The organism is Streptomyces sp. NPDC002784 (assembly GCF_053592135.1).
Genome location: NZ_JBSFVD010000001.1, coordinates 540,193 through 564,037 on the forward strand (window position 1 = coordinate 540,193; position 23,845 = coordinate 564,037).

Annotated in this window: 22 protein-coding genes; 8 read left to right on the forward strand and 14 right to left on the reverse strand. The window is 72.1% G+C overall.

Annotated features, from left to right (window positions below; genetic code table 11):
* Positions 1–31 precede the first annotated feature (31 nt).
* Entirely contained in the window at positions 32–1,018 is a 987-nt protein-coding gene (locus ACWD1Z_RS02450; RefSeq protein WP_451114870.1) for a hypothetical protein, read from the forward strand.
* A gap of 48 nt (positions 1,019–1,066) precedes the next feature.
* Here the strand turns inward: ACWD1Z_RS02450 and ACWD1Z_RS02455 are convergent, their stop codons facing one another.
* Both ACWD1Z_RS02455 and ACWD1Z_RS02460 read right to left on the reverse strand, forming a co-directional pair.
* Entirely contained in the window at positions 1,067–3,385 is a 2,319-nt protein-coding gene (locus ACWD1Z_RS02455) for a glycosyltransferase (protein ID WP_451114872.1), read from the reverse strand.
* On the reverse strand, positions 3,382–4,845 hold the full coding sequence (locus tag ACWD1Z_RS02460) for a glycosyltransferase family 29 protein (RefSeq protein ID WP_451114874.1): 1,464 nt from the start codon (positions 4,843–4,845) through the stop codon (positions 3,382–3,384). The genes ACWD1Z_RS02455 and ACWD1Z_RS02460 overlap by 4 nt, the downstream gene beginning before the upstream one ends.
* A gap of 248 nt (positions 4,846–5,093) precedes the next feature.
* Between ACWD1Z_RS02460 and ACWD1Z_RS02465 the strand changes: the two genes are divergently transcribed.
* On the forward strand, positions 5,094–6,212 hold the full coding sequence (locus tag ACWD1Z_RS02465; RefSeq protein WP_451114876.1) for an acyltransferase family protein: 1,119 nt from the start codon (positions 5,094–5,096) through the stop codon (positions 6,210–6,212).
* A gap of 96 nt (positions 6,213–6,308) precedes the next feature.
* Complete coding sequence (locus tag ACWD1Z_RS02470) at positions 6,309–7,217, forward strand: class I SAM-dependent methyltransferase (RefSeq protein WP_451114878.1); 909 nt, start codon at positions 6,309–6,311, stop codon at positions 7,215–7,217.
* A 2-nt stretch (positions 7,218–7,219) separates the two neighbouring features.
* Here the strand turns inward: ACWD1Z_RS02470 and leuE are convergent, their stop codons facing one another.
* Together leuE and ACWD1Z_RS02480 are read right to left on the reverse strand one after the other, a co-directional pair.
* The gene (leuE, locus tag ACWD1Z_RS02475; RefSeq protein ID WP_451114880.1) at positions 7,220–7,876 is read right to left on the reverse strand and encodes a leucine efflux protein LeuE; all 657 of its coding nucleotides are present in this window, start codon (positions 7,874–7,876) and stop codon (positions 7,220–7,222) included.
* A gap of 85 nt (positions 7,877–7,961) precedes the next feature.
* Positions 7,962–9,542, reverse strand: a complete 1,581-nt coding sequence (locus ACWD1Z_RS02480) for an acyl-CoA mutase large subunit family protein (protein WP_451114882.1) — start codon at positions 9,540–9,542, stop codon at positions 7,962–7,964.
* Between the two features lie 230 nt (positions 9,543–9,772).
* Between ACWD1Z_RS02480 and ACWD1Z_RS02485 the strand changes: the two genes are divergently transcribed.
* The gene (locus ACWD1Z_RS02485) at positions 9,773–10,585 is read left to right on the forward strand and encodes a L,D-transpeptidase family protein (RefSeq protein WP_451114884.1); all 813 of its coding nucleotides are present in this window, start codon (positions 9,773–9,775) and stop codon (positions 10,583–10,585) included.
* Between the two features lie 216 nt (positions 10,586–10,801).
* Here the strand turns inward: ACWD1Z_RS02485 and ACWD1Z_RS02490 are convergent, their stop codons facing one another.
* From ACWD1Z_RS02490 to ACWD1Z_RS02510, 5 genes are all read right to left on the reverse strand, one after another.
* Positions 10,802–11,926 carry a hypothetical protein gene (locus tag ACWD1Z_RS02490; protein ID WP_451114886.1) on the reverse strand — a complete coding sequence of 375 codons (1,125 nt, stop codon included), beginning with the start codon at positions 11,924–11,926 and terminating at the stop codon, positions 10,802–10,804.
* Entirely contained in the window at positions 11,926–12,600 is a 675-nt protein-coding gene (locus ACWD1Z_RS02495; RefSeq protein ID WP_451114887.1) for an RNA polymerase sigma factor, read from the reverse strand. Before ACWD1Z_RS02495 ends, ACWD1Z_RS02490 begins: the two co-directional genes overlap by 1 nt.
* 339 nt (positions 12,601–12,939) lie before the next feature.
* A complete protein-coding gene (locus tag ACWD1Z_RS02500) occupies positions 12,940–13,743 on the reverse strand; it encodes a hypothetical protein (protein ID WP_451114889.1) in 804 nt (267 codons plus the stop codon).
* A 169-nt stretch (positions 13,744–13,912) separates the two neighbouring features.
* Positions 13,913–14,530 carry an RNA polymerase sigma factor gene (locus ACWD1Z_RS02505; RefSeq protein ID WP_451114891.1) on the reverse strand — a complete coding sequence of 206 codons (618 nt, stop codon included), beginning with the start codon at positions 14,528–14,530 and terminating at the stop codon, positions 13,913–13,915.
* Between the two features lie 135 nt (positions 14,531–14,665).
* Positions 14,666–15,097 (reverse strand): hypothetical protein, encoded by a 432-nt coding sequence (locus ACWD1Z_RS02510; protein WP_451114893.1) that lies wholly within the window; start codon positions 15,095–15,097, stop codon positions 14,666–14,668.
* Between the two features lie 232 nt (positions 15,098–15,329).
* Here ACWD1Z_RS02510 and ACWD1Z_RS02515 point away from each other — a divergent pair, with 232 nt between their 5' ends.
* A complete protein-coding gene (locus ACWD1Z_RS02515) occupies positions 15,330–17,975 on the forward strand; it encodes an FG-GAP-like repeat-containing protein (RefSeq protein WP_451114895.1) in 2,646 nt (881 codons plus the stop codon).
* A gap of 170 nt (positions 17,976–18,145) precedes the next feature.
* Here the strand turns inward: ACWD1Z_RS02515 and ACWD1Z_RS02520 are convergent, their stop codons facing one another.
* The 5 genes from ACWD1Z_RS02520 to ACWD1Z_RS02540 form a co-directional block, all read right to left on the reverse strand.
* On the reverse strand, positions 18,146–18,685 hold the full coding sequence (locus tag ACWD1Z_RS02520; RefSeq protein WP_451114897.1) for a hypothetical protein: 540 nt from the start codon (positions 18,683–18,685) through the stop codon (positions 18,146–18,148).
* A gap of 1 nt (position 18,686) precedes the next feature.
* Positions 18,687–19,094, reverse strand: a complete 408-nt coding sequence (locus ACWD1Z_RS02525; RefSeq protein ID WP_451114898.1) for a hypothetical protein — start codon at positions 19,092–19,094, stop codon at positions 18,687–18,689.
* A 92-nt stretch (positions 19,095–19,186) separates the two neighbouring features.
* Positions 19,187–19,753: a hypothetical protein gene (locus ACWD1Z_RS02530; RefSeq protein ID WP_451114900.1), complete on the reverse strand. Its 567-nt coding sequence runs from the start codon at positions 19,751–19,753 to the stop codon at positions 19,187–19,189.
* 97 nt (positions 19,754–19,850) lie between these two features.
* Positions 19,851–20,351: a hypothetical protein gene (locus ACWD1Z_RS02535; protein WP_451114902.1), complete on the reverse strand. Its 501-nt coding sequence runs from the start codon at positions 20,349–20,351 to the stop codon at positions 19,851–19,853.
* A gap of 108 nt (positions 20,352–20,459) precedes the next feature.
* Positions 20,460–22,121, reverse strand: coding sequence for a beta-N-acetylhexosaminidase (locus ACWD1Z_RS02540; protein WP_451114904.1), 1,662 nt, complete (start codon positions 22,119–22,121; stop codon positions 20,460–20,462).
* Positions 22,122–22,275: 154 nt separating this feature from the next.
* Here ACWD1Z_RS02540 and ACWD1Z_RS02545 point away from each other — a divergent pair, with 154 nt between their 5' ends.
* The 3 genes from ACWD1Z_RS02545 to ACWD1Z_RS02555 all read left to right on the forward strand — a co-directional run bounded on the left by ACWD1Z_RS02545 (position 22,276) and on the right by ACWD1Z_RS02555 (position 23,829).
* Positions 22,276–22,794: a 2-oxo-4-hydroxy-4-carboxy-5-ureidoimidazoline decarboxylase gene (locus tag ACWD1Z_RS02545; RefSeq protein ID WP_451114906.1), complete on the forward strand. Its 519-nt coding sequence runs from the start codon at positions 22,276–22,278 to the stop codon at positions 22,792–22,794.
* A gap of 166 nt (positions 22,795–22,960) precedes the next feature.
* Positions 22,961–23,341, forward strand: coding sequence for a succinate dehydrogenase, cytochrome b556 subunit (gene sdhC, locus ACWD1Z_RS02550; RefSeq protein WP_308293287.1), 381 nt, complete (start codon positions 22,961–22,963; stop codon positions 23,339–23,341).
* 5 nt (positions 23,342–23,346) lie between these two features.
* Positions 23,347–23,829 (forward strand): succinate dehydrogenase hydrophobic membrane anchor subunit, encoded by a 483-nt coding sequence (locus ACWD1Z_RS02555; RefSeq protein WP_451114908.1) that lies wholly within the window; start codon positions 23,347–23,349, stop codon positions 23,827–23,829.
* Positions 23,830–23,845: the final 16 nt, after the last annotated feature.

The following is a 23,845-nucleotide window of genomic DNA, read 5'->3' on the forward strand; positions in this document are numbered from 1 at the left end:
ACGCCGCCCCATCCCACCCCGTGAGGCCCTCATGACGAACCTCGGCCGGCTGTACCCCATGCTCGACGGCGTAAAGCTGCCTGACGACCTGCCCTATTCCCAGGTCAGCTCCTGGGAGCTGCGTTTCCTGTACCTGCTGGGGCGCCATCGCCTCACCGGCGAGTACCGGCTCGTGGAGCTGGGCTCGGGCGGCGGCGGCTCCACCTACGCGCTCGCGCTCGGGCTGCGCGACAGCCCCGTGTTCGACGAGCGGACGGGACGGCTGCACGCGTACGACTTCTTCCACGTCGGCAAGGGCACCTTCGCCACCGAGAAGTTCTTCACGGCCGGGACGAAGCCCGCGGACGGCGACAGCTCGTTCCTCGACGACTTCACCGAGCGGCTGGCGCCCTTCCTGCCGTTCCTGGAGATCCACGCCGGTGACATCTGGCAGACCTCGGACCCGGACGACACCAGCCCGATCGAGTTCCTGCACATCGACATCGCCAAGACGGCCCGGGTCTTCCGCTGTGTCTCCGAGCGCTTCCTGACCCGGCTGCGGCCCGGCTCCGTCGTGCTGCACCAGGACTTCGCCGGGCCCCGGCTGCCGTGGCTGCACCACAGCACGGGCGCGCTGCTGCCCTACATCGAGATCGCCGGGCCGCCCATCCGCTCCACGCTCGCCTTCGAGGTGACCCGGCCGATCCCCGAGGACGTGCTCCGCAGGATCTCCGAGGACGCCTGGACCCTCGACGAGAAGCTGAAGCTGATCTCGGCCGTGCAGGAGCGCATCGACCGCGACCACACCGGCGGCATCCCCTTCAAGTCGGTGCTGGAGCTGGCGAAGGCGTACGTGGCGCACTACGAGGGACGGCACCGGCAGGCCTGGTCCATCGCGCGGAAGCTGACCGGCGACGAGTACCTCGCCCGGACCCGCGCCGACCACTTCGCGCAGCTGAGGACGGCGTACGAGATGGACGGTGGCGGCAAGGGCGGCTCGCTGCTGACCCGGGTGGTCAGGAAGGTCGCCGGACGCTGAGAAAGGAGGGTGAGCCCCCGCGCGGGCTCACCCTCCTTCCGTCGTGCGTCAGCCGCCCAGGATGGCCTTCAGGTCCGCGGCGTTCGCCTCGGTGACCTTCCACAGCTCCTGCTGACGGCCGTGCACATCGGCGACGGTCGCCCGGTGGTCGCGGAGCAGGTCCTTGGAGCGCTCCACCAGGCGGGCGGCCAGGTGGCGGTCGTGGACCGAGACGCCCCACTCGGGTCGCTCGATGTCGCGCAGGAAGTACGCCATCTTCGGGTGCGAGATCAGGCTGATGATCGGCGTGCCGCAGCCGAACGGGATCATGCCCGCGTGGCCGCGCATGCCGATGACCAGCTTGGTGCGCGCGTACAGATCGCGGATCTCGTCGTTCTCGAAGTCGTACATCGGGATGACGGGCATCGAGATGCCGTGCTCGCGCCGCAGATCGAAGGCGATCTTCTCGTCGTCGAGCGAGTGCGCCACGCACTTGACCTCGGCCAGCTCGCCCAGGTCCCGGACCGCCCGGGCCATCTGGGCCAGGAAGTAGCCGTAGTCGTGGCCGAAGCGCAGGCCGGCGCGGTCGTAGGCGGCGTTGAGGAGGATGGTGTCCTCGCGGCTCGCCGGGTCCTGCCAGCCCGGCACCAGCTGGCGGGTGACCGTGGTGGGACAGGGCTGGAAGCGGACCTTGCCGTGCAGATGCTCCGGGAGCATGGCCCGCACCTTCTCGATCGAGCCGTGGTTGCGCAGCCCGAAGAAGGCGGACTTCTCCACCAGCAGGCGCAGCGACTCACGGAACCGGCCGGCGCGGTAGGACTGGCCGTCGAAGGCGTTGAAGCCGACGGCGTAGACCGCGATCGGCACGTCGATCCGGCGCATCAGCTCGTCCGGGACGTTCCACTGCCAGGCGCTGTTGCCGTTGGGCATGGTGTCCGGGATGAACAGGCCGCCACCGCCGATGACCAGGCCGCGCCGGGCGTTGACGCGTTCCAGGGCCGCCTCGTCGAAGAGCCGGTGGGCGTGCACGGAGTGCCAGCGCCGGGTGGTGGTGTCCGGGCCGAAGGCGCTGCGCACGCTCTCCGGGAGCAGCTTGTCGCCCGCGTTGCCCTGGCGGTCCATGTAGAAGGCGACGTGCGCCAGCTGGTCCTCGGGGGCGCCCAGTTCCTGGGCCGGGACGGAGGCCGCGCGCTGCGCCCACAGCCGGCTGGAGCGGTGGGTGATGTCCACGGACATCCCGGCCGTGGCGTACTTCAGCGCCGAGGCGTTGTCGCCGTGCACCCAGGACATCTGGGCGAGCCGGGCGTAGGCGGTGGCGGCCCGGTTGGGGGCGGCCGTCGCCAGCAGCAGCTGGGCCTTGGCCTCGGCGTAGCGCGAGACGCTCATCAGGGCGTGGCCGAGCACCTCGTGCGGCCATGCCTCGTCGAGCGGGATGCGGACGCTCCGCAGGATGTCGACGGCGTCCTGGTAGTCGCCGGACGCGATGTGCGCGGCGGCCACCTTGCGGGCGGCCTCGACGTCACCGGTGCGGGCGACGTGCGGGGTGCCGTAGTGGACGACCAGGTCGTGGTGCAGGCCGCCCGCCCGGGAGAGGTACTCGGCCTGGAACTCGGCGTCGGACAGCTCGTACTCGCGCCACTTCTCCTCGGCCTGGCTGTACCCGGACTCACCGCCCTGCCACGGCTTGTGGCGGCCGGTGAAGTGCAGGATCGCGGTGTCCTCGGGGACCGGGAGGTCACCGGACAGGCGCCGCTTGACGAAGTTGTAGCGCGGGTCCAGGCGGATGAAGTCGCCGCTGAGGACGGCGTTGAGGATGCCCTGGTCGTGCTTGTCGAGTTCGTAGTCGCCGCTGCGGCCGGTGGCGTCCAGCTTGGCGCAGAACTCGTCGCTCAGGTACTCGCGCTGGATGACCAGCAGACCGGAGTTGAGCTTGTGCTGCCCGTAGAAGAACTGCGGGACGGCGGCCAGGCCCTCGCGCAGCTTGAGCAGTTCGCCGAGGTCACCGAGGACGACCATGTCGGTGTCGAGGGTGATGACGGTGTCGTACTCGCGCAGCCGGAAGACGTCGAGGATGAAGTACGCCTTGCGGACCAGGTAGTTGTCCTGGTCGCCCTTCTGGTAGGCGTCGTAGTGCGTGTCGTTGACGCGGCGCAGCACGATGCGCGGGTGCAGGGCGCGGATCCTGGCGATCGAGGCGGGGCGCAGGTCGTCGTAGAGGACGACGAAGTCCTCGCAGACGGCCGGGTTGGACAGGGCGAGGCTGCGCAGCAGGACGAGGAAGCCCGGGAGGTAGTTCTCGTCGACGTAGGACGCGAAGGCGATGCGCCGCTTGCCGGTGAGGGCGGCCGCGTCGGTGACGGGGGCCGCGGGCAGGGTGGTCGTGGTCATCGCAGGGATATCCTCATGTCGGTCACGCTCTGGGCCCGGTCCATGACCCATGCCTTCTCGCTGGTGTATTCGTGCACGGAGGTGATGGCGAGCTTCATCGCTTCCGGCACGCGGTACGGGCCGCTCTCGTAGAAGTCGAAGCCGATCAGGTCGAGCGTGGGGCTGACGTCCAGGAAGTCCAGCAGGAACAGCATGTTGAAGCCGGTGGTCGGGATGCCCGACCAGACGTCGGTGGAGAGCTTGCCGATGTTGCGCACGGGCCAGCGCAGCGACTCGTCACCCAGATACGTCTGGGCGCCGGGCACCAGGCGGTTGCGCAGCGACCACTTCCAGTCGCCGGAGATCCCGCCGAAGACGAGCCGGGTGTCGACCTGCTTGTCCCAGTTGAAGCCGTGCTTGTGGATCGTGGCGTGGATGTCGGTACGGCTGCCGGTGTGCTTCGGGTCGAGCCGGAAGGAGTTGAAGCGCACCACGAGGTCGTACGCGTCGATCTCGGCGCCCATCGAACTGGCGCCCACCCGGCCGGAGTTGGCGATCAGGCAGACCGACTTGCCGGCGATCCGGTTGCGGAACTCCCCCAGGCTGATCCACTGCACGCCGCCGATGGTGGGGTCGGCGACGGGCCCGCGCATCCGGGTGCGGCGCTGCTCGGCGTAGAGCGCGAGGACGTCCGTGAGCTCCGCCAGGGCGGTGACATCGGTGTCGACGGCGATCCGCAGGTCCAGGTACTGGCTGAGCAGTTCCTGGCGGTCCTCGACCGGGGCGTCCGCCATGGCCAGGAGCGCTCCCACCAGCCGGGGTTCGGCCGCGGCCCAGTCGCCGACGGCGTGCGCGGCCAGGCCCTCGGCCCATACGGCGGTGGCGTCGCCGCGGGTGAACTCCTCGGCGCGCGGGCACTGGCGGCGCAGCAGGGCGAGCAGGTCCCGCTCCCGCTCGCTCGCGGCGCGCAGGCCCGCGATGCGGGCGCGGACGCCGAAGCCGTCGTCGTCGGTGAGCCCGAGGTACTTCTCGTACGCCTCCAGCGCCTCGGCGTCGTCGCCGAGCGCCTCCATCAGGCGGGCGCGCAGCCGCCATCCGGCGCGGGAGTTCTTGCGCTGCGCGAGCACGGTGTCGCTGATCACCAGAGCGAGGTTCAGCTCGTCGTCGTAGCCGCACTTGAGCGCCTGGTTGGCGACGGCGAGCAGCGCGTCGAGCAGTTCGTTGGCGATACCCGTGGCGGGGGTCGCGGCGCCCTTCACGGCACGCTTGAGCAGCGCGGTCGCGCCGGTCGCCGGGGCGGGCGCGGGGGCGGCGGGGGTGGTTCCCCATACGACGAGCAGCCTTCTGAGCTGCTCGGCGAGTTCGATACGGCGGCGGTCGACGCTGCCGACGAGTTTGCCGCTGTGCACCGCGCAGGCACGCAAACAGTCGTCCAGCTCCCCTCCGCGCGCACGTGCCCGTCTGTTCTGGACCCTCGTCATGGCACTCCTGGTATTCGCCAAGCCAATGCTGTGTTCGCCGCGGTTCGCCGGCGGGTGGGGGATCTTGAAACCGTGTGATTATCCGTGGGGGGATGCTGAGAAAAATTAGGAAGGCAAAACGACATTCAGGTGAACTCATAGGTACTACAGGACTAATCGTTGGCCCGGCGCCCGAGACAAGCCTGCGATTCGGACTAACGTGCCTAGCTCCACCCTGGAGAACGAGAACGCCTGGCAAGGGGATTTCTGTGACCAGCACGACCGTCCGAACGGTGATCGAGCCGCCCCGGAGGGCGGAACGGACCGGGCGCAGGGAGACCCGGCTACGGGCGCTGGACGGACTCAGGCTGGTCGCGGCGCTGATGGTGGCCGCCTACCACTACGGCGGCCGGGGCGGCGAGGTCACCGCGGCCTGGGGCAGCTCGCCGACGGTCCAGTTCCCCACGCTGCACGAGTACTTCGCCTACGGCTGTCTCGGCGTCCAGGTCTTCTTCGTCATCTCCGGGTTCGTGATCTGCATGAGCGGCTGGGGACGGCCGCTGAAGTCCTTCTTCGCCTCCCGCGCCTCCCGTCTGCTGCCCGCCTACTGGGCGGCGGTCCTGCTGGTCACGGCGGTCTTCGCGCTGCCCGTGGTCGCCTACCAGGCGGTCTCGCCGAGCGACGCGCTGGTCAATCTGACGATGCTCCAGCAGCCGCTGGGCGTGGACCGGGTGCTCGGGGTGTGCTGGACGCTGTGGGCGGAGGTCCGCTTCTACGCCCTGTTCGCGCTGTGCGTCGTGCTGCCCGGCGCGACCCGGCAGCGCGTGATCATGTTCTGCGCCGGCTGGACCCTCGCGGCGGTCATCGCCGAGGCGGCGAACGAACCGCTGCTGGACCTGGTCCTGATGCCCGAGTACGCGCCCTTCTTCATCGGCGGCGTCGGCCTCTACCTGGTCCACCGCGACCGCCGGGACGCCTACGCCTGGGGCATCGTCGGGGTCAGCTGGCTGATCGGGCAGCACTACGCGGTGCAGAACCTGTGGCGCGCCCCCAGCCCGGACGCGTTCGCCCACCGCACCTCGTTCGGGATCGTCCTGGTGGTGACCCTCGGTTTCGTGGCGGTCGCGGCCATCGCGCTCGGCTGGCTGCGGTGGGCGAACTGGCGCTGGCTGACCGTGGCCGGGGCGCTGACGTACCCCTTCTACCTGGTCCACGAGCACCTGGGCTGGGTGGTCATCAAGACCCTCCACCAGGACCTGTACCTGTCCTCCTGGGCGACGTTCACCCTGACGATCGGCTCGATGCTGCTGCTGGCCTGGCTGCTGAACCGTTACGTCGAGAAGCCGCTGACCCCACGCCTCCGGACGGCCCTCACCAAGATGCGCTGAGGTCCGGGCGCGGCAAGACTGCTGGGCAGCCGCTGTTCACCGGGAGTTCAACCCGGTGACGCATTGCCCGGACCCCAGTGAGCAGGCGCGTCACACATGGCCAACGCACAGCAGTCACCCGTACTCCCCGGTGAGCTCGGCGATGTGCCGGGCTGGTTCCCGCCCCTGGACCAGACGCTGTTCACCTGGTTCCTGGAGCGGCAGGAGAGCCTCGGCCTGCGGGGGGACCTGCTGGAACTGGGGGCCTACCTGGGCAAGAGCGCGATCCTGCTGGGCCGGCATCTGCGCCCCGGTGAGACGTTCACGGTCTGCGACCTCTTCGAGAGCGACGCGCCGGACGGGGCGAACCAGGCGGAGGCGTCGAAGTCGTACGCGTCCCTGACCCGGCAGGCCTTCGAGCGGAACTACCTCTCCTTCCACGACACCCTGCCCCGGGTCATCCAGGGGCCCACCTCGGTGATCACCGGCGAGGTGGGGGCCGGGACCTGCCGCTTCGTCCACATCGACGCCTCGCATCTGTACGAGCACGTGTACGACGACATCGGCGCGGCGCGGGAGCTGCTCGTGCCGGACGGGATCGTGGTCGTGGACGACTTCCGCTCCGAGCACACGCCCGGGGTCTCGGTCGCGGCCTGGGAGGCGGTGCTGAACCGGGGGCTGCGGCCGGTGTGCCTGAGCACGCAGAAGCTGTACGGCACCTGGGGGGAGCCCGCGGCCGTCCAGGAGGAGCTGCTCTCGGCGTTCCGGGGCCGCGAGGACTGCGGGCTGAGCGTGCAGCACGCGGCGGGGCACCGGCTGGTGCGGGTCCGCTCGCACGGGATGCGGCCGCCGGAGTTCCCGCGGTCCCGGCACTATGCGGGGCCGGTGTCGGCGCGGACGTCACGGAGGTCCCGGTCCCGGCGGCTGGCCGCCGAGCTGTTGCCGCCGATCGTCACCCGGGCGGTGCGGCGGGCGCGTGAGCCGCGGGCCGGTGGAGCCCGAGTGCGCGGTTTCCCGCGCCCCTGAGGTCAGGAACCGGCCAGGGACAGCTTCACCGCGAACCCGAGGAACAGCGCCCCGGCCGCCGAAGTGGCCCCCGCGGACAGCCGCTTGCGCCGCCGGAAGGCCGCCGCCAGCTGGGTGCCGCCGAATATCAGCGCGCTGAGGTACAGGAAGCTGGCGAGCTGCGCGAAGACACCCAGCACCACGAACGACAGCGCGGGATAGGCGTACGCCGGATCGACGAACTGCACGAAGAAGGCGACGAAGAACAGGATCGCCTTGGGGTTGAGCAGGCTCACCACGAGGGCCCGCCGGAAGGGCCGCTCACCGGAGTCGGAGGCGGACGGGTCCTTCTCGGCGGTGCGGCGCTGCTCGCGCCGGTCCCGCCACATCCCCCAGGCCGCCCGCAGCATCCCGAGCGCCAGCCAGGTCAGATACCCGGCACCGGCGTACTTCACGATGCCGAACAGCACGGCGTTGGTCTGCAGCAGGGAGGCGACTCCGGCCGCGGAGAGCGTCATCAGCACCGCGTCCCCGCACCAGACCCCGGCCGCGGCCGTGTACCCCGGGCGGACGCCCCGGCGGGCGGCCACGGACAGCACGTACAGCGAGTTGGGGCCGGGCAGCAGCACGATCAGGATCAGGCCCGCGAGATAGGTGGGGAGGTCGATGACGCCGAACATGGAAAGGAGTGTCGCACGGGGGTACGACACTCCGATGCCGAATTTCGGCGGCAGGCGGGGAGACGGGCGGGCGGGTCGGCCCGGGTCAGAAGGCGTCGCTCGGGACGTACGTCCCCCAGACCTCCCGCAGCGCGTTGCACACCTCGCCGACCGTGGCCCGGGCCCGCAGCGCGTCCTTCATCGGGTACAGGACGTTGTCCTCGCCCTCGGCCGCCTTCTTCAGGGCCGCCAGGGCCGCGTCCACCGCCTCCTGGTCGCGCTCGGCCCGGAGTGCGGCGAGCCGCGCCGCCTGCTGGGCCTCGATCGCCGGGTCCACCCGGAGGGGCTCGTACGGCTCCTCCTCGTCGAGCTGGAAGCGGTTGACGCCCACGACCACCCGCTCGCCGGAGTCCGTCTCCTGGGCGATGCGGTAGGCGCTGCGCTCGATCTCGCTCTTCTGGAAGCCGTGCTCGATGGCGGTGACCGCGCCGCCGAGGTCCTCGACCTTCCGCATCAGCTCCAGCGCCGCCTCCTCGACCTCGTCCGTCATCTTCTCGATGACGTAGGAGCCCGCGAAGGGGTCGACCGTCGCCGTCACGTCCGTCTCGTAGGCCAGCACCTGCTGGGTGCGCAGGGCCAGGCGGGCGGACTTGTCCGTCGGCAGGGCGATGGCCTCGTCGAAGGAGTTGGTGTGCAGCGACTGGGTGCCGCCCAGCACCGCCGCCAGGCCCTGGACGGCGACCCGGACCAGGTTGACCTCCGGCTGCTGGGCCGTCAGCTGGACGCCCGCCGTCTGCGTGTGGAAGCGCAGCATCAGGGACTTGGGGTTCTTCGCGCCGAACTCGTCCCTCATCACCCGGGCCCAGATGCGGCGCGCGGCACGGAACTTGGCGACCTCTTCGAGGATCGTCGTACGGGCCACGAAGAAGAAGGACAGCCGGGGCGCGAAGTCGTCGACGTCCATGCCCGCCGCGACGGCCGTACGGACGTACTCGATGCCGTCGGCGAGCGTGAACGCGATCTCCTGCGCGGGGGACGCGCCGGCCTCCGCCATGTGGTAGCCGGAGATCGAGATGGTGTTCCACTTCGGGATCTCGGCCTTGCAGTACTTGAAGATGTCCGCGATCAGCCGCAGGGAGGGCTTGGGCGGGAAGATGTACGTCCCGCGCGCGATGTACTCCTTCAGCACGTCGTTCTGGATCGTGCCGGTCAGCTGGTCCGCGCTGACGCCCTGCTCCTCGGCGACGAGTTGGTACAGCAGGAGCAGCAGCGCGGCAGGCGCGTTGATCGTCATCGACGTGGAGACCTTGTCCAGCGGAATGCCGCCGAACAGCACCCGCATGTCGTCGATCGAGTCGATCGCCACGCCGACCTTGCCGACCTCGCCGGAGGCGATCGGCGCGTCGGAGTCGTGGCCCATCTGGGTGGGCAGGTCGAAGGCGACCGACAGGCCCATGGTGCCGTTGGCGATCAGCTGCTTGTAGCGGGCGTTGGACTCGGTCGCGGTGCCGAAGCCGGCGTACTGGCGCATCGTCCAGGGACGGCCGGTGTACATCGACGGGTAGACACCCCGGGTGAAGGGGTACGACCCCGGTTCGCCCAGCTTCTCGGCCGCGTCCCAGCCCGCCAGGGCATCCGGTCCGTAGACCGGTTCGATGGGCAGTCCGGACTCCGACTCGCGCGCCATGGTGTGTTGCCTCCCGCCGAGCTGTTCGCTCGCTGCTTACTCACTGGTACAGACCGACCCTTCGACGGACTGTAGCGGCGTGGTGCGCGCCCGGAGGAGTGCAGCACGCTGGGACCTTGCTCACAGCCGCCATGCGGCCCCGGTCACAACCATGCCCCGCCGTTCGCAACCAGTCATCCGCGGGGAGCATCTCAGAGGACATCGGCGGCATTGGGGGCCGGATGAGGAGCATGAGGAGAACGGCCGGCGCGCTGGCCTCGGCGGCGGCGCTCGCGGTCGTGTGCGGCGGCTGCACGGTCCGGGCGGCGGACGGGGAGGGGCAGTCCCCGGTCCGGGTCGAACTGCCCAGCCGTACGCCCTCGCAGCCGCCGCAGGACGCCAAGCCGAGCGCGCCCGCCCCGTCCGCGGCCCCGGAGGTCCTGTGGTCGCGCGGGGACAGCGGCCGGGGCGTCCGGGAGCTCCAGGCCCGGCTGCGGCAGGTCGCCTGGCTGTTCGACGGCCCGACGGGGACCTACGACGACCTCACCGAGCGGGCGGTCAAGGGGTTCCAGGGCAAGCGCGGGCTGCCGCAAACGGGGAGGACGGACTCCGTCACCTGGCAGCGGCTGCTGAGGATGACCCGCGAGCCGGGGAAGTGGGACCTGTACCTGATGGGCGGGCAGCCCGCCGCCCCGCCCGATCCGCGCTGTATGACCGGCCGGGTGCTGTGCATCGACAAGACGAGCCGCACCCTGCGCTGGATGGTCGACGGCCGCACCCTGTCCATGGTGGCCGTGCGCTTCGGCGCGCAGTACACGCCGACCCGGGAGGGCGTGTTCCAGGTCTACTGGAAGTCCCGGCACCACCACTCCACGCTCTACGACTCGCCGATGCCGTACGCCATGTTCTTCAGCGGGGGTCAGGCCGTGCACTTCTCGTCCGACTTCGCGGCCCGGGGCTACGCCGGCGCCTCGCACGGCTGTGTCAACGTGCGGGACGAGGGGGCCATCGCGGGGCTGTTCGCGCAGGTGAGGAACGGCGACAAGGTCGTCGTCTCCTGGTAGTGGGGCGCGGGCGGGACCGGGGGAACGTGTCCCGCCCGCGCCAGGTGCACGAGCCGAAGGTACGGGGGGAACCCCGGCTCCGTGCGACGGCCGATGACCAGTCGGCTCACTGAATACTGCGCCGGGATCGGCGAAAACGTCACACCCTGCGCGAAAAAAGTTCCGCGGTTTACAAAACCGCAGCTCAGCGGGCGTGTCGCAGCACCCGCGCGGGGATCAGGGCGCGGTGGACGGCGGGCTCGGTGAGACGCCCGGGGCGTCCGGTGCCACCGGGGACTCTGAGCGGTCCGGCGCGGGGGTGCCGGCCGGCGAGGAGGGCGTCCGGGGGGTGGTGCCGTCGGTGCGCGGGTGGTCCTCGGGGCTGCTGTGACCGTTGCCTTTCCCCTTGTCGCGGCCTCGCTCGCCGCGGCCCCGGTCGCCCTTCTCGCCGTTCTCGTCCTTCTCGCCCTGGTCGTCGTCCTCGTCCTGGCCGCCGCCCCGGCCGGCGTTCTCCTCCCGGCCGTGAGCCTTACCGCTCCCGGACCCGGACTCGGACCCCGACCCCGACCCGGACCGGGCCTCGCCGAGCAGTCCCTTGCAGTAGGTCCACACGCGCCCCGAGCCGCCCGCGGCGGCCTCCAGAGCCCGCCTGCTGTCGTCGGCGAGCCGCTTGCCGGCGCTGACGTCACGGCAGGCCGCGACGGCGGCGCTCTTGTGCTTGCCGCCGCTCCACCGGTCCTCAGGGTCACCGTTCGCGGCGCCGGGGTCGGTGCCGTCGCCCCCCGTCTCCCGCGAGGCGTCCGGGTCCGGCGTGGCCCCGCCGGACGTCCCGTCGGGCACGGACTCGCCCTCCACGGCGTCCTCCGGGGACGGCGACACCCGCGGGCGCTCGGGCGGCACGGCGGCCGAGACCGACGCGGCGGGCTCCGGTGCGCCGCCCTCGAACGGCGTGGGCAGGACTCCGGTTCCGGCCGCGACCGCGACGCCGCCGACCATGCCGACGGCCAGCGCGGCGGCCAGGCCGAGGCGCACCGGGCGCGCCCAGCGGGGGCTACGGGCCCCGCGCGGGAGCGTGCCGATGCGGACGAGCCCGGCGTCGCCGGAGTGCGGCCGGGAACCGTGGCCGGGGGTCGCGGGGGCGGCGGCGCGTTCGGAGCGGGCGGCGCGGAAGGCGGCCAGCGCGGCGGCCTCGCCGGGGAGTTCGGCGGAGGTCGGAGGGGGTTGGGCGGTCAGGGCCTCAAGCGTCTTGGCGAGGCGCTCCGCCCGGTCGCGGTCGGCCGCGTCCACAGCTTCCAGTGGCTCCCCGCTCAGCAGACGTTCCGCCGTCCTCCGGTCCAGCCACCTGTACTGCTCGTCGGCCATCACACATCCTTCTGCGTCCGCGCACGCGTATGCGTCACACTCGCGGACGTCACGGCGCGGCCGCGCGGTTCTCGCTGGGGCGGCAGGGCGGCGAGCACCCCGGCGGATTCCGGATCGCCCTCCGGAGGGTCGCCGAGCAGTTCGGCGAGGCGTTTGAGACCCCGGTGCGCCGCCGTGCGGACCGCGCCCGGGCGCTTGCCCAGCGTCTCCGCGGCGGTCTTCGCGTCCAGGCCCACCACCACGCGCAGCACCACGGCCTCGGCCTGGTCCTGCGGCAGCCGGGCGATCAGGGAGAGGGTGCCGTCGGTGGCCAGGGCCTCGATGGCCTCGCCCGCGGTGTCGCACTCGGCGGCCCGGCCGGTCAGTTCGGTCTCGTCGCCGCCGATCGCGGGGCGGCGGCCGCGCATGCGTATGTGGTCCAGCGCGCGGTTGCGGGCTATCCGGGCCGCCCAGCCGCGGAAGCGGTCCGCGTCCCCGCTGAAGCGATCCAGGTCGCGAGCTATCTGGAGCCAGGACTCCGACGCCACGTCCTCGGCGTCCGGGTCGCCGACCAGCGTCCGTACGTAGCCGAGCAGCCGCGGGTGCACCGAGCGGTACACAGTCCGGAACGCGGTCTCGTCCCCGTCCTGTGCCGCAAGCACCGCGGCCGTCAGCTCCGCGTCGTCCCCCAGCACTCGGTACCTCGGTAGATGGTCGGGTGGATGGCCCCGGCACGGCGGCCCGCCGCCGGTTTCAGTGATCGTTCAACTTTCCGTGCGACGCGAAAGGCACGTTACGACCTGAAACCGCTGTTCGTCCATGTCCGGACAAGATGCGGTGGGCCGGGGACGCATCGGGGTGTGACAGAAACCGCACTCATGGCGCTGTAGGAAGTACGGGCCGCCGCGCGGCCCGTGCCGCGCGACGGCCGGGGCCTCTCCTGTGGGGGGTGGCGGCCCCGGCCGTTGCTTTGGCGGGGGCCCTGGGGGGCCGAATCAGCGGGCCGGTGAGGGTCAACTCCCGGCCAGTCGGCGTCAGTTCTTCTTGCCCGGCTTGTTGTTGTTCTTGCCGGAGCCGTTGTCGGAACCCGTGCCGGAGCCGGAGCCCGCCCCCGTGCCGTTGTCCGTACCCGTCCCGATGCCGCTGTTATCCGTGTTGTCCGCGTTGTCCGTACCCGTGCCGTTGTTCTTCCCGGCGCCCGGCTTGCCCTGCGCCGTCGCCTCCGCGAGCCGCCGCGCGCAGTACGCGGCCACCTTCTCGGCGCCGCCCGCCGCCTCGGTCAGCCGCTGCCAGGCCGGGGCGTCCAGCGCTCTGCCGCTGCCCCGGACCCGCTCGTAGGCCCGGCACTTGGCCTCGGTGTCCGCGGCGGCGGACGGACGGTCCCGGGGCGCGGTGGCGGTGCCGGAGGCCGTGGCCGGGGGCTCGGGGTCCGGGTCGGCGGCAGCGGTGGACGGCGTGGGCGTGCCGGGGCCGTCGGAGGCGTCCGAGGAGGAACCGGCCGTACCGATCGCGGCGAAGGCGGCCCCGCCGAGGGCGAGGCTCGCGACGAACAGCGAGAGCGTGGCCCGCAGCGAGCGCACGGAACGGCCGCGCGTCCGGGGCCGCCAGTCGTCCCGGCGCCGGGTGCGGGACCGGTGCGCGCCCGCCTCCCGGGCGGCCCGGAACGCGGCGACGGCCCGCCGCTCGCCCTCGGCGTCGACAGCGGCGGGGCGCATCGCGGCGGCGAGCAGGGCCTCCAGGTCGGGCCGGCCGGCGTCCGCGGGCGGGCCGGACGGGGTGCCGTGCGGGTGCGCGGGCCGACGGTCGGCGGTGCCGCCGTCGCTCAGCTGTTCACCCATGTCCGTTTCCGTTCCTGTCCGACCTGACCGATCCGGGGCCCATGGTCCCGCTGGATCCTGTGTGGCCCGTGGGGCCCCTGCGGGCCGCGCGCCCCGAGGGCGACACGGCGTCCGCGACCTGTGGAGGCGCGGCGCTCCCCCCGTGCTACGCGCGCGCTCCCCGCTCCGTTCATTTCGACTCCCCCAGCGTCCGGGGGCCGTCATCCGTCACACCCTCGGCGCCCAGCTGGCTCGCCAGGCGCTTCAGACCCCGGTACGCGGCGGTGCGCACCGCGCCGGGACGCTTGCCGAGCACCCGGGCGGCCGCCGGGCCGTCCAGGCCCACCACCACCCGCAGCAGCACGGCCTCGGCCTGGTCGCGCGGCAGCCCCCGGACCAGCTCCAGGGCGTACTCGGTGGAGATGGACTCCAGTGCCTGCTCGTGCGTGCTGTGCGGGCCCGGCAGATCGAGTACGGCCTGCTCGGTCGCCGTCGACCGGGGCCGTACCCGCTGCCGTCGTAGGTGGTCCAGCGCCCGGTGCCGGGCGATGGTCGCGCTCCAGCCGCGGAAGCCCGCCCCGTCGCCCTTGAACCGGCCGAGGTCGCGGGCGATCTCCAGCCAGGCGTCGGAGGCCACGTCTTCGGCGTCGTCGCCGACGATGCCGCGCAGATAGCCGAGGAGTCCGGGCTGCACGATGCGGTAGGCGACCGCGAAGGCCGCCTCGTCGCCCTCCTGCGCCCGCGCGACGGCCGCGCCCAGCTCCCCGTCGTGCGCGTGCCCGCGACGGGGTTCCGCTCCCTGGCCCAACTACTGTCCTCGTCCCGCCGAGTTCATGGCCGGACCGCACCCCCGGCACGGCTCCGTCCTCTGCCCACGCCCTCCATGGTCAACAGCGCCGGGCCGCACGGAAGTGTCACAGCGGCCGCCGTGACCTCCCGAGGCTCATGCGGCGGCCCGCCGGACCCGGCCGGGCAGGGTCAGGTAGAAGGTGTGCAGGGATTCCTCGGGGCCGCCCGCGTCGAAGCGGTTGTGGACCTTGCCGAGCGGGTTCCAGACCCGGCCGTCCGGCATCCGTACGCCGACCGGCTGGCCGAAGTAGGCGCGCTGGTGGGCGTCGAAGTCGACCCAGACGGCGCCCGCCCGGCGCACCAGCACCTCACCGACGTAGGCGCCGAGTCCGAAGAGCGTCTCGCGGGCGCGTTCCCGGTCGGCGCCGCCCTTGCGCAGGCCGTCGATCAGGAAGTCGACGACGCGCAGGCTGGCCACCGAGTAGTCGAGCGGCAGCCGGTGCCGGGCGGTGACACCGGCGACGAAAGCCGCCGTGAGCCCGCGCATCGCGTTCGCGTGCCCTCTTCGCTCGTCCCCCTGGTCCATCGGCCCACCCCTCCCGTCGATCCACGGGGGAACCTCTGCGACTCCCCCACAGCGTCCAGCGGATTCCGGCACACCGGCATCACGCGTCACGGCTGTGCTCATGCACACACAGAAAAGTCATGAGGTCGTACAACCTTTTGCCCGGGTGATGTTTGAACCGGACTCAACGCTGACAGGAGAGCGCGCCTGTTACAGGTGTGGCGATCGTGTCCAATCTCTAGGGGTGGGGTAGTTGAGTCCTCGTAGGACCCATGCGTACAAGCCGATCGGTCTCCGGCGGCGGGCCTGGCTGACCGTCGGGGCGGTGGTGCTGAGCGGAGCGGGTGTCGTCACGTATGCGATGGCGGACCAGCCCGTGTCGTCCGACGGCAAGGCGGGCGAGCGCGAGCCCTCCGTGCACACGCTGAAGCTCGAGAACGAGGGCTCGGGCCGCAAGGGCCTGGACAAGCGGGAGACCGAGCAGTTCAGCGCGGTGGTGGTGACCTGGGACGACCCCGAGGCCAGGGCCAAGGGCACGCCCGAGGTGCGCACCCGGGACATCGAGACCGGCGAGTGGTCGCCGTGGCGCGAGCTGGCCCCGGAGCCGAGCCAGGCGGACGGCGCCGAGGCCGAACGGGCCGCGCTGCGGGGCGGTACGGAGTCGGTGTGGACCGGCGCGTCCGACGGCGTCGAGGTGCGGGTGGTGAACTCCGCCGGCACCGAGGTCGGCGGGCAGCCGGCCGGCATGGACGTCAAGCTGCTGGACCCGGGCACGGACCCGGAGGGCGGGATGGAGCCCGCGGCCTTCGCCGTGGAGGAGTCGGCCACGCCCGCGGTGACACCGTCGGACAGCGCCTCGGCCTCCGCGCCGGTCACGCCCAGCGCCTCGGCCTCCCCGTCGGCGACGCCCAGTTCGTCGACTTCCCCGACGCCGACGCCGACCCCGACGCCCACGGTCCCGGCGCCCCGTCCCTCCACGGTGGTGAAGCCCCCGATCATCACGCAGGCCGAGTGGGGCGCGTCGACGGAGTACAACGGCACGCCGAGCTACGGCACCGACATCAAGGCCGCCGTCGTCCACCACACCGGCGTCGACAGCGACAACACGCTGTCCTGCGCCGAGTCCCGGGCCCGGATGCGCACCATCCAGCAGGCGCACTTCGGGCAGGACTACTTCGACATCGGCTACAACTTCGTCGTCGACAAGTGCGGCCAGATCTTCGAGGGCCGCAGCGGCGGCATGGACCTGCCGGTGACCGGCGCGCACGACGCCGGGTTCAACACCGGCACGCTCGGCATCTCCTACCTCGGCAACTTCGAGTCGGCCAAGCCGACCAAGGCCGCCCTGGACGCCATCGCCCGGGTCGTCGCCTGGAAGTTCGGGATGTACGGCATCGACCCGGCCGGCAAGGTCACGCTGACCTCGCGGGCGCCGCTCAACTACAGCGGCAACAGGGTCGCCGAGGGCACGCAGATCACGCTGCCGCGCGTCTTCGGGCACAAGGACACCAACGCCACGGCCTGCCCCGGCCTCAACCTGTACCCGAAGCTCGGGCAGATCGCCTCGCTGGCCAAGGCGCCGGGCGTCTCGCACGCCCTGGCCACCACCGACTACAACCGCGACGGCGTCAGCGACCTGGTCGCCGGCACCCCGAAGGCCAACCGCGTCACCGTGGTCCCGGGCGGCGTCGACGGCCCCGTCACCGCGTCCCGGACCGGCTTCACCCAGAACAGCCCCGGGGTCCCCGGCACCTCCGAGTCCGGTGACTCCTTCGGTGCCGCGACCGCCTGGGGCGACGTCAACGGCGACGGCCACGCCGACCTCGCGATCGGCGCGCCGGGCGAGGACGACACCAGCGGCAACACCGACCGCGGCTCGGTCACCGTCATGTACGGCCCCGCCCTCGGCACCGGTTTCTCGTACACCACGACCGGGGTCACCGCGGCCGGCGCCAAGCTCGGTTCGGCCGTCACCGTCGGCGACTTCAACGGCGACGGCAAGGCCGACGTCTTCTCGGCCGGCACCGGCAAGGGCGGCAACTACCACGTCCGGCTGACCGGCGCCGGCACCACGTACGGCACGCTCACCTCCGCCACCGGCGCCGTGGCCCACCTCGACGCCACGACCGGCGACTTCAACCGGGACGGCTACGCGGACGTCGCCCTCAACTACCGCGACACCGGCGGCATCGGCCGGGTCGTCCGCTTCGCGGGCTCGGCGACCGGCCTGACCAAGGCCGGGGTCCTCTCGGTCAAGGGCGGCCGCTCCATAGCCGCCGGTGACTTCAACGGCAACGGCTACGACGACATCGTCATCGGCCAGCCGGTCGCTGCGGAGTCGGGCGCCGTCTCGGGCGGCCAGATCACCATGCTGTTCGGCACCTCGACCGGCTTCACCACCACCGGCATGAAGGTCATCCATCAGGACACCTCGGGCGTCCCGGGCGGCAACGAGTCCGGCGACTCCTTCGGCATCTCGGTCTCGGCCGGCGACTTCAACGCCGACGGCTACGCCGACGCCCTGGCCGGCGCCCGCGGCGAGGACCTCACCCGCAGCGGCGTCAGCCACGCCAACGCGGGCTCCGTGGTCCTCGTCAAGGGCAGCTCTACGGGCCTGACCGGCTCGGGCTCGGCGGCGATCTCGCAGGACACCGCGGGCGTCCCCGGCGCCGCGGAGGCGGGCGACCTGTTCGGTACGTCGGTGACGCTGACCGACCTGTCCGGCTACGGCCGCGCCGACCTCACCGTGGGCGCGGACGGCGAGGACGGCACGGACGGCGTCCTGCTGCACATCCCGAGCAACAGCACGGGCCTCGGCTACGGCGACTCGCTGATCTACAGCAAGACCACCCTGGGCACGCCGACCGACGGCCGGCTCGGGCAGGTGCTGGCGCCGTAACGGCGGCACGGCGAAGCGGCCGGGGCCCACACCACTGCGTGGGCCCCGGCCGCTTTCGTCGTTCCGTCAGCCCCGGTTCTGCAGGCGGGTGCGCAGCCGCAGGGCGAGGACGCCCAGGCCGGCGAGGACGACGGCCGTGCCCAGCAGCAGGCCGATGCCGCCGGCGCCGGTCAGGGCCAGGCCGCCGCCGGTGCCGTCGGAGCCGTCACCCTGCGCACCACCGGTGCCGGAGGTGTCCGTACCCCCGTCGGACGACGCGCCCGGCGCGGACGAGGCCGATCCGCTCGGCTCGGCCGAGGGCGGGCGACGATGGTGTAAGTGCCCGGGTCGGTACCGGCGTACAGCACCGGCGTGGTGGCGATGCCCTCCGCGTCGGTCTTCGCCTGGACTCCGACCACGTAGTGGTCCGGCGAGAAGCGCGGACCGCTCTTGGATGCGGTGTACTCGACGTCGAACCGCACGGTCACCCCGGCCTTGGGCGCGCCGTCCACCTCGACGAGGGCCTGGAGCTTGTCGCCGAAGGCCTCCTCGGGGCCGGTGCGCTGCCCGTCGCCCTGAACGGCGGTCACGCGGTAGGCCAGCTTCTTGACCTGCCCGGTGAAGACCGCCGACTTGCCCTGGGCGACGGCCCGGACGGTGAACGCGCCCTCCGTCTTGTCGGCCGCGACGGCGGGTGCCTGGGCGCGGCCGTGCTCGGACCTGAGTGACACATCACACGCGTTCCGCGGTACAACCCCCGCGCACCGCGTCCCGGCACAGCAGCCGCAGCGACCCGTCCCCGGTGAAACACCGGCGCGCCTCCTCCAAGGGGTCCCACAGCCTGCCGTCGGGCGTACGTATCCAGTGGTCGCCGCCGGACGACCACCACTCGGCGCCGCACTGACGGACGATCACCTCACCGGCGTACGCCCCGAATCCGCGCAGCACGCACTCCACGGCCGCCGGCGGGGTGCCCTCCCGGCGCAGATCGTCGATCACCCGGTCCAGCCGCCACAGGCTCTGCGCCGAGTAGTCGAGACGCAGCCGCGCCCCTTCACGCATCGTCGAAACCACGTCCGCCGCCCACCGCACCGGCTTCGCCGCAGCGGAGGGCCTGGTCTGCTGCTCTGTCGTCGTCACACCGACAAGAGCGCGGCGGCGCGGGGTTTCGTCACCCCACAGAGATGCCACCCGGCCGCTCCCGTGCGCTGACGGTCCAGGACGCGGGCCCCTCAGACGCGGCCCCGTGCCCGCCGTGACACCACCGCGCGCAGCACCCGCCGCCCCTCGGTGGACACCTCCAGCGCCGGCCGCAGCCCGCCCGCGCCGTGCCCGGCGAGCAGCTCCAGGACGGTGATCTGGCGCCGCAGTTCGGCGGCGACGAGCGGCGACATGCCGTGCGTACGGCCTTGGCGGCGGGCGTCGACCGAGGACGCCTCGTCGGCGACCAGGTCGAGCATCCGGTGGATCTGGAGCGAGGCCACCGAGCAGGCGTCCGCCCACACCCGCACCTCGGCGGCCGCGTGGCGGGCCGGGGCCGCCTCCAGCATCCGGCGGGCCAGCCGTACGGCCTCGTCCGCGGCCTCCGCCGGCTCGTCCGCCCCGCCGCCGAGCGTGCCGCGCACCTGGGCGAGGCGGTCGTTCCAGTCGTCGCCGGCGGGGTCCGCGAGGCTCGTCCACAGGGGCCGCAGCAGATCGTCGTCACCGCCCAGCAGGGGGACGCACCGATCCAAACAAGCCAACCCGCTGGCGGCCAGTCCGCGTTCGTCGGCCTGAGCGATCAACTCCACCAGGCTCATCCACGCCTCCCTCTTGCGGGCCTTTGTGGGGCTCCACCGGGGCACCTTCCTCACGGAGCCCGCACTTCCCCTTACTGCGTGCGACGCCCCAGGAGTGTCACAGGGGCACCACTCCGAGCCGGTCGAGCATCCGGAAGAAGAGGTTTTCGGCCAACGGATCGGGGTCGGCGCCGAACACGTCGAGCAGCGGTTCGGCCGCCACGGTGTGCCCGGCCTCCGCCGCCCAGGCGACGGCCCGCTCGGCGGCGCCCCGGGGCTCCAGGAAGTAGTCCTCCAGGACGAGCCCCTCGCCCGCGCCGAGCCGCTGGGCCATCGCCGCCCGCCCGAGGCAGGCCGTCCACGCCCCGCTCTCCGGGCCCGCCGCCTCCACCACCGCGCAGTCACTGTCCATGACGTACCCGAACAGCGCGGGCTCCCCGGTCTGATGCGCCAGCTCGTGCATGTTCCCGACGTCGCCCTCACCGCCCGGGTACTCCCAGACCTGCCAGCCGCCCGGCGCCTCCTGGCGCAGGGTCAGCCCCGGCGCGCCGGCCAGCGCCGCCAGCTCCGCGAGCGGCCGCTCGGCACGCCCCACGACGAAATACCCCCAATAGCCCATTTCTGTTCCCCCAGGCTTTGTTGCTTCGACTCGGGCCGAATACACCACAGCCGTACGCCCGTTCGCAGCCGGATCGGACGATCCGGCTCCTGGGCGGGCATCGGGGCCTCAGCCCAGGCGGTCGCCCAGCGCCTTGAAGTCCGCCCAGGACTGCCGGGGCGTGCGTGGGTTCCAGAGCTTCTCGACGGTCGCCCGCAGCGGCATCCGGATGCCGGCCGCCACCTGGTCCTGGGTCTGGGAGTTCGCGAGGTCGCACCAGACGGCGAAGGACCCGCCGAGGATCTGGTCGTCGTACCGCGCCGCCACCGCCTGGGTGCCGCGCAGCACGCGCGGCGTCCACTGCTCGTAGATGCGCTGCCCGGTCGGATAGACGAAGGTCTGCGGCTCCCCGAGGACGTAGTACAGGAACTCGTCGTTGTAGTTGATGACCTGCCGCCCCTCCGCCAGGTACTCCGCCGGGGGCCGGGCGCCGATCTCCTTGCCGGTCCAGTAGGCGACCACGATGTCCTCGTCGGCCTTGACGGAGGTGCCGCGGAAGAAGCCGTCGTTCCAGGCCCGGGGGTTCTTGTCGTGGACGCGGACCGTGTCGGCGCGGTCGTTGAGCCAGCCGGTGGTCAGGTCCTCGACGGTCGCCCCGGAGCCGTAGGCCTCCCGCGCCGCGGTCGCGAGCTGCGGGTAGGACGCCTCGGGGTCGGCGACGGTCAGCGCCCGGTACTCGTCACCGCCGAGGTGCCAGGGGCCGCCCGGGAACAGCTCGGCGTACTCGTTCAGCAGGTCGTCGACGATCTCGGCGGACTCGTCCTGGGAGATGTCGATCGCCCCGCGCGTGGCCGCGCCCGAGGCGTTGCGCAGCTGGAGATCGGGGTGGGCCGCGAGCACCGCCCCCAGGTGCCCCGGGGAGTCGATCTCGGGCACGACGGTGATGTGCCGCTCCGCCGCGATCCGGACGATCCGCCGGACCTGGGCCTTGGTCAGATGCGGATCGGAGACGATCTCGGGGTGCGAGGAGGACTCGATCCGGAACGCCTGGTCGTCGGAGAAGTGCAGCCCCAGCTGGTTGAACTTCAGGTCCCCCAGCTCCCGGACCCGGTCCTCGATCCACTCGGCGGTGAAGTTCTTGCGCGCGATGTCCAGCATGAACCCGCGCACCTTCTTCGCCGGTTCGTCCCGTACGACCCCCTCGGGCGCCGTCCCGCCGCCGTGCACCGCCTGCTTCAGCGTCCGGGTGCCGTAGAACACGCCCGCGTCGGCGGGCCCGCTGATGTTCACCCGCCCGCCGCGCACGGTCAGCGCGTACGACTCCGGATCGGCGCCCTCGTCGTCGTTGAGCGACAGCCGTACGTCACCGGCCCGCACGTCGTCCTTCTCGCCCGCGTAGGTCAGCCCCAGCTCCTCGGCGACCAGCCGCCCCTCGTCCGCCAGGTCGGCGTCCCCGACGACCACCCGCCCGCCCCGCTCGGGCCGCCACCCCGGCCCGCGCGCCGGCGCGTGCGAGCGGACCGCCGGAATGGTCCGGGGGGCACGGGACAGCGCGTACGACAGGCTGGGGCTCGGCACCGGCGCGGCGGCGGACCGGGACGCCCCGGCCGACCGGGACGTGGCCTCGCCGGACGGCTGCCGCACCGCGGCCCCCGTGGGCCCGGCGGAGCCGCCGCCGTCGCCGGAGGCCCACACTCCGAGGCCCACGCCGAACGCGGCGACCAGGGCCCCGACCAGGAGGGCTCGCTGTCCGACCTTCTTCTCCGGCGCCCGGCGCCTGTGCTGGCTCACCCGGCCAACCTACGACCGGCGAGCGCGGTACGCGTCCACCACACGTTCCGAAACTCTCCCGTTCGGCTGAAATTCGGTCCTCGGTCGGACGACTCCTACCCCCGGTCGATAACGTGGCGACACATCTCTCACAGCATCCCCTGCCGAAACACACGTGACGCCCACACACCTCCCTGGCCGAGTGGCCATACCCCACCCGCAGCGCGGCACCACGCTGGAGCGCTTCAACACGGCACCCGCCGACGAGCTCCGGCACACCCTCCTGGCCTGCCTGCGCAGCCCCCGCTGGGCCCACCGCATCACGGCCCACCGGCCCTATCCGACCCCGGAAGCCCTGCTGGCCGCGTCGGACGAAGCGGCGTACGACCTGACCCCGGCGGACCTGACGGAGGCGCTGGCCGGCGAGACGCTGCCGGCGCTGCCGGAGGACGCGTACTCGGCCGCCCACACGGCACTGGATGCCGCGAATGCCGCCTACGAGGCGAAATTCGGCCATGTGTTCGTCATTTGCCTGGACGAGGTGCCGCCGAACGAGTGCCTGGACCACGTCCTGACGGCCATCCGGTCACGATTGACAAACGATCCGGAGGAGGAGCGGGTGGTGGCCTGGGAGGAACTCCGCCGCCTGGCCAGGGGCCGGTTGCGGGGCCTGCTCAGGGGCGCGGGGCGGTGAACCCGCTCACCCATATGCGTGCCACTTTGATCACACCGACAGGCCCGGCGTAAGCATCCCGACAGCGCGTCGCTACGATGCTGGGGGCCGGAGGACCGTACCCGGCCGGGCCCGACCGACAGCACAAGCCGGCGCGGCCCCAATCCCCGCTCCCGGAGGGACTTCCGTGCCGGCTGGAACGCTGTACCGCGGCCGGGAAGGAATGTGGTCCTGGGTGGCTCACCGAGTCACCGGCGTCCTCATCTTCTTCTTCCTGTTCGTTCACGTGCTGGACACCTCTCTCGTGCGTGTCTCCCCCGAGACCTACGACGAGGTCGTCGCGACGTACAAGACGCCGATCATCGCGCTGATGGAGTACGGGCTGTCCGCCGCCGTCCTCTTCCACGCGCTCAACGGTCTGCGCATCATCGCCGTCGACTTCTGGTCCAAGGGCCCGCGCTACCAGAAGCAGATGCTCTGGGCCGCCGTCGGTCTGTGGCTGGTGCTGATGCTGGGGGCGATCTACCCCCTCCTCGGCCACGCCGCTCGTGAACTCTTCGGGAGCTGACGCCCATGTCCACGACTGAGAAGACCGCGTCCGGAATCGGCCCCGTCGAGGGCGCTTCCGTGTACAACGTCGACAACCCGGCCCCCTACATCGAGGCCCCGCGCAAGCGCACCAGGAACACCCCGAAGTCGACCCGGGGCAACTTCGAGATGGCCGCCTGGCTCTTCATGCGCCTGTCCGGCATCGTCCTGGTCGTCCTGGTCATCGGCCACCTGCTGATCCAGCTGGTGCTCGACGGCGGCGTCTCCAAGATCGGCTTCGCCTTCGTGGCGGGCCGCTGGGCATCCCCGTTCTGGCAGGTCTGGGATCTGCTGATGCTCTGGCTCGCGACGCTGCACGGCGCCAACGGCCTGCGCACGGTCATCAACGACTACGCGGAGCGCGCGAACACCCGGCTGTGGCTGAAGGGCCTGCTCTACACCGCCACGGTGTTCACCATCCTGCTGGGCACGCTGGTGATCTTCACCTTCGACCCGAACATCCGCTAGGCACGGGGCTGCGAGA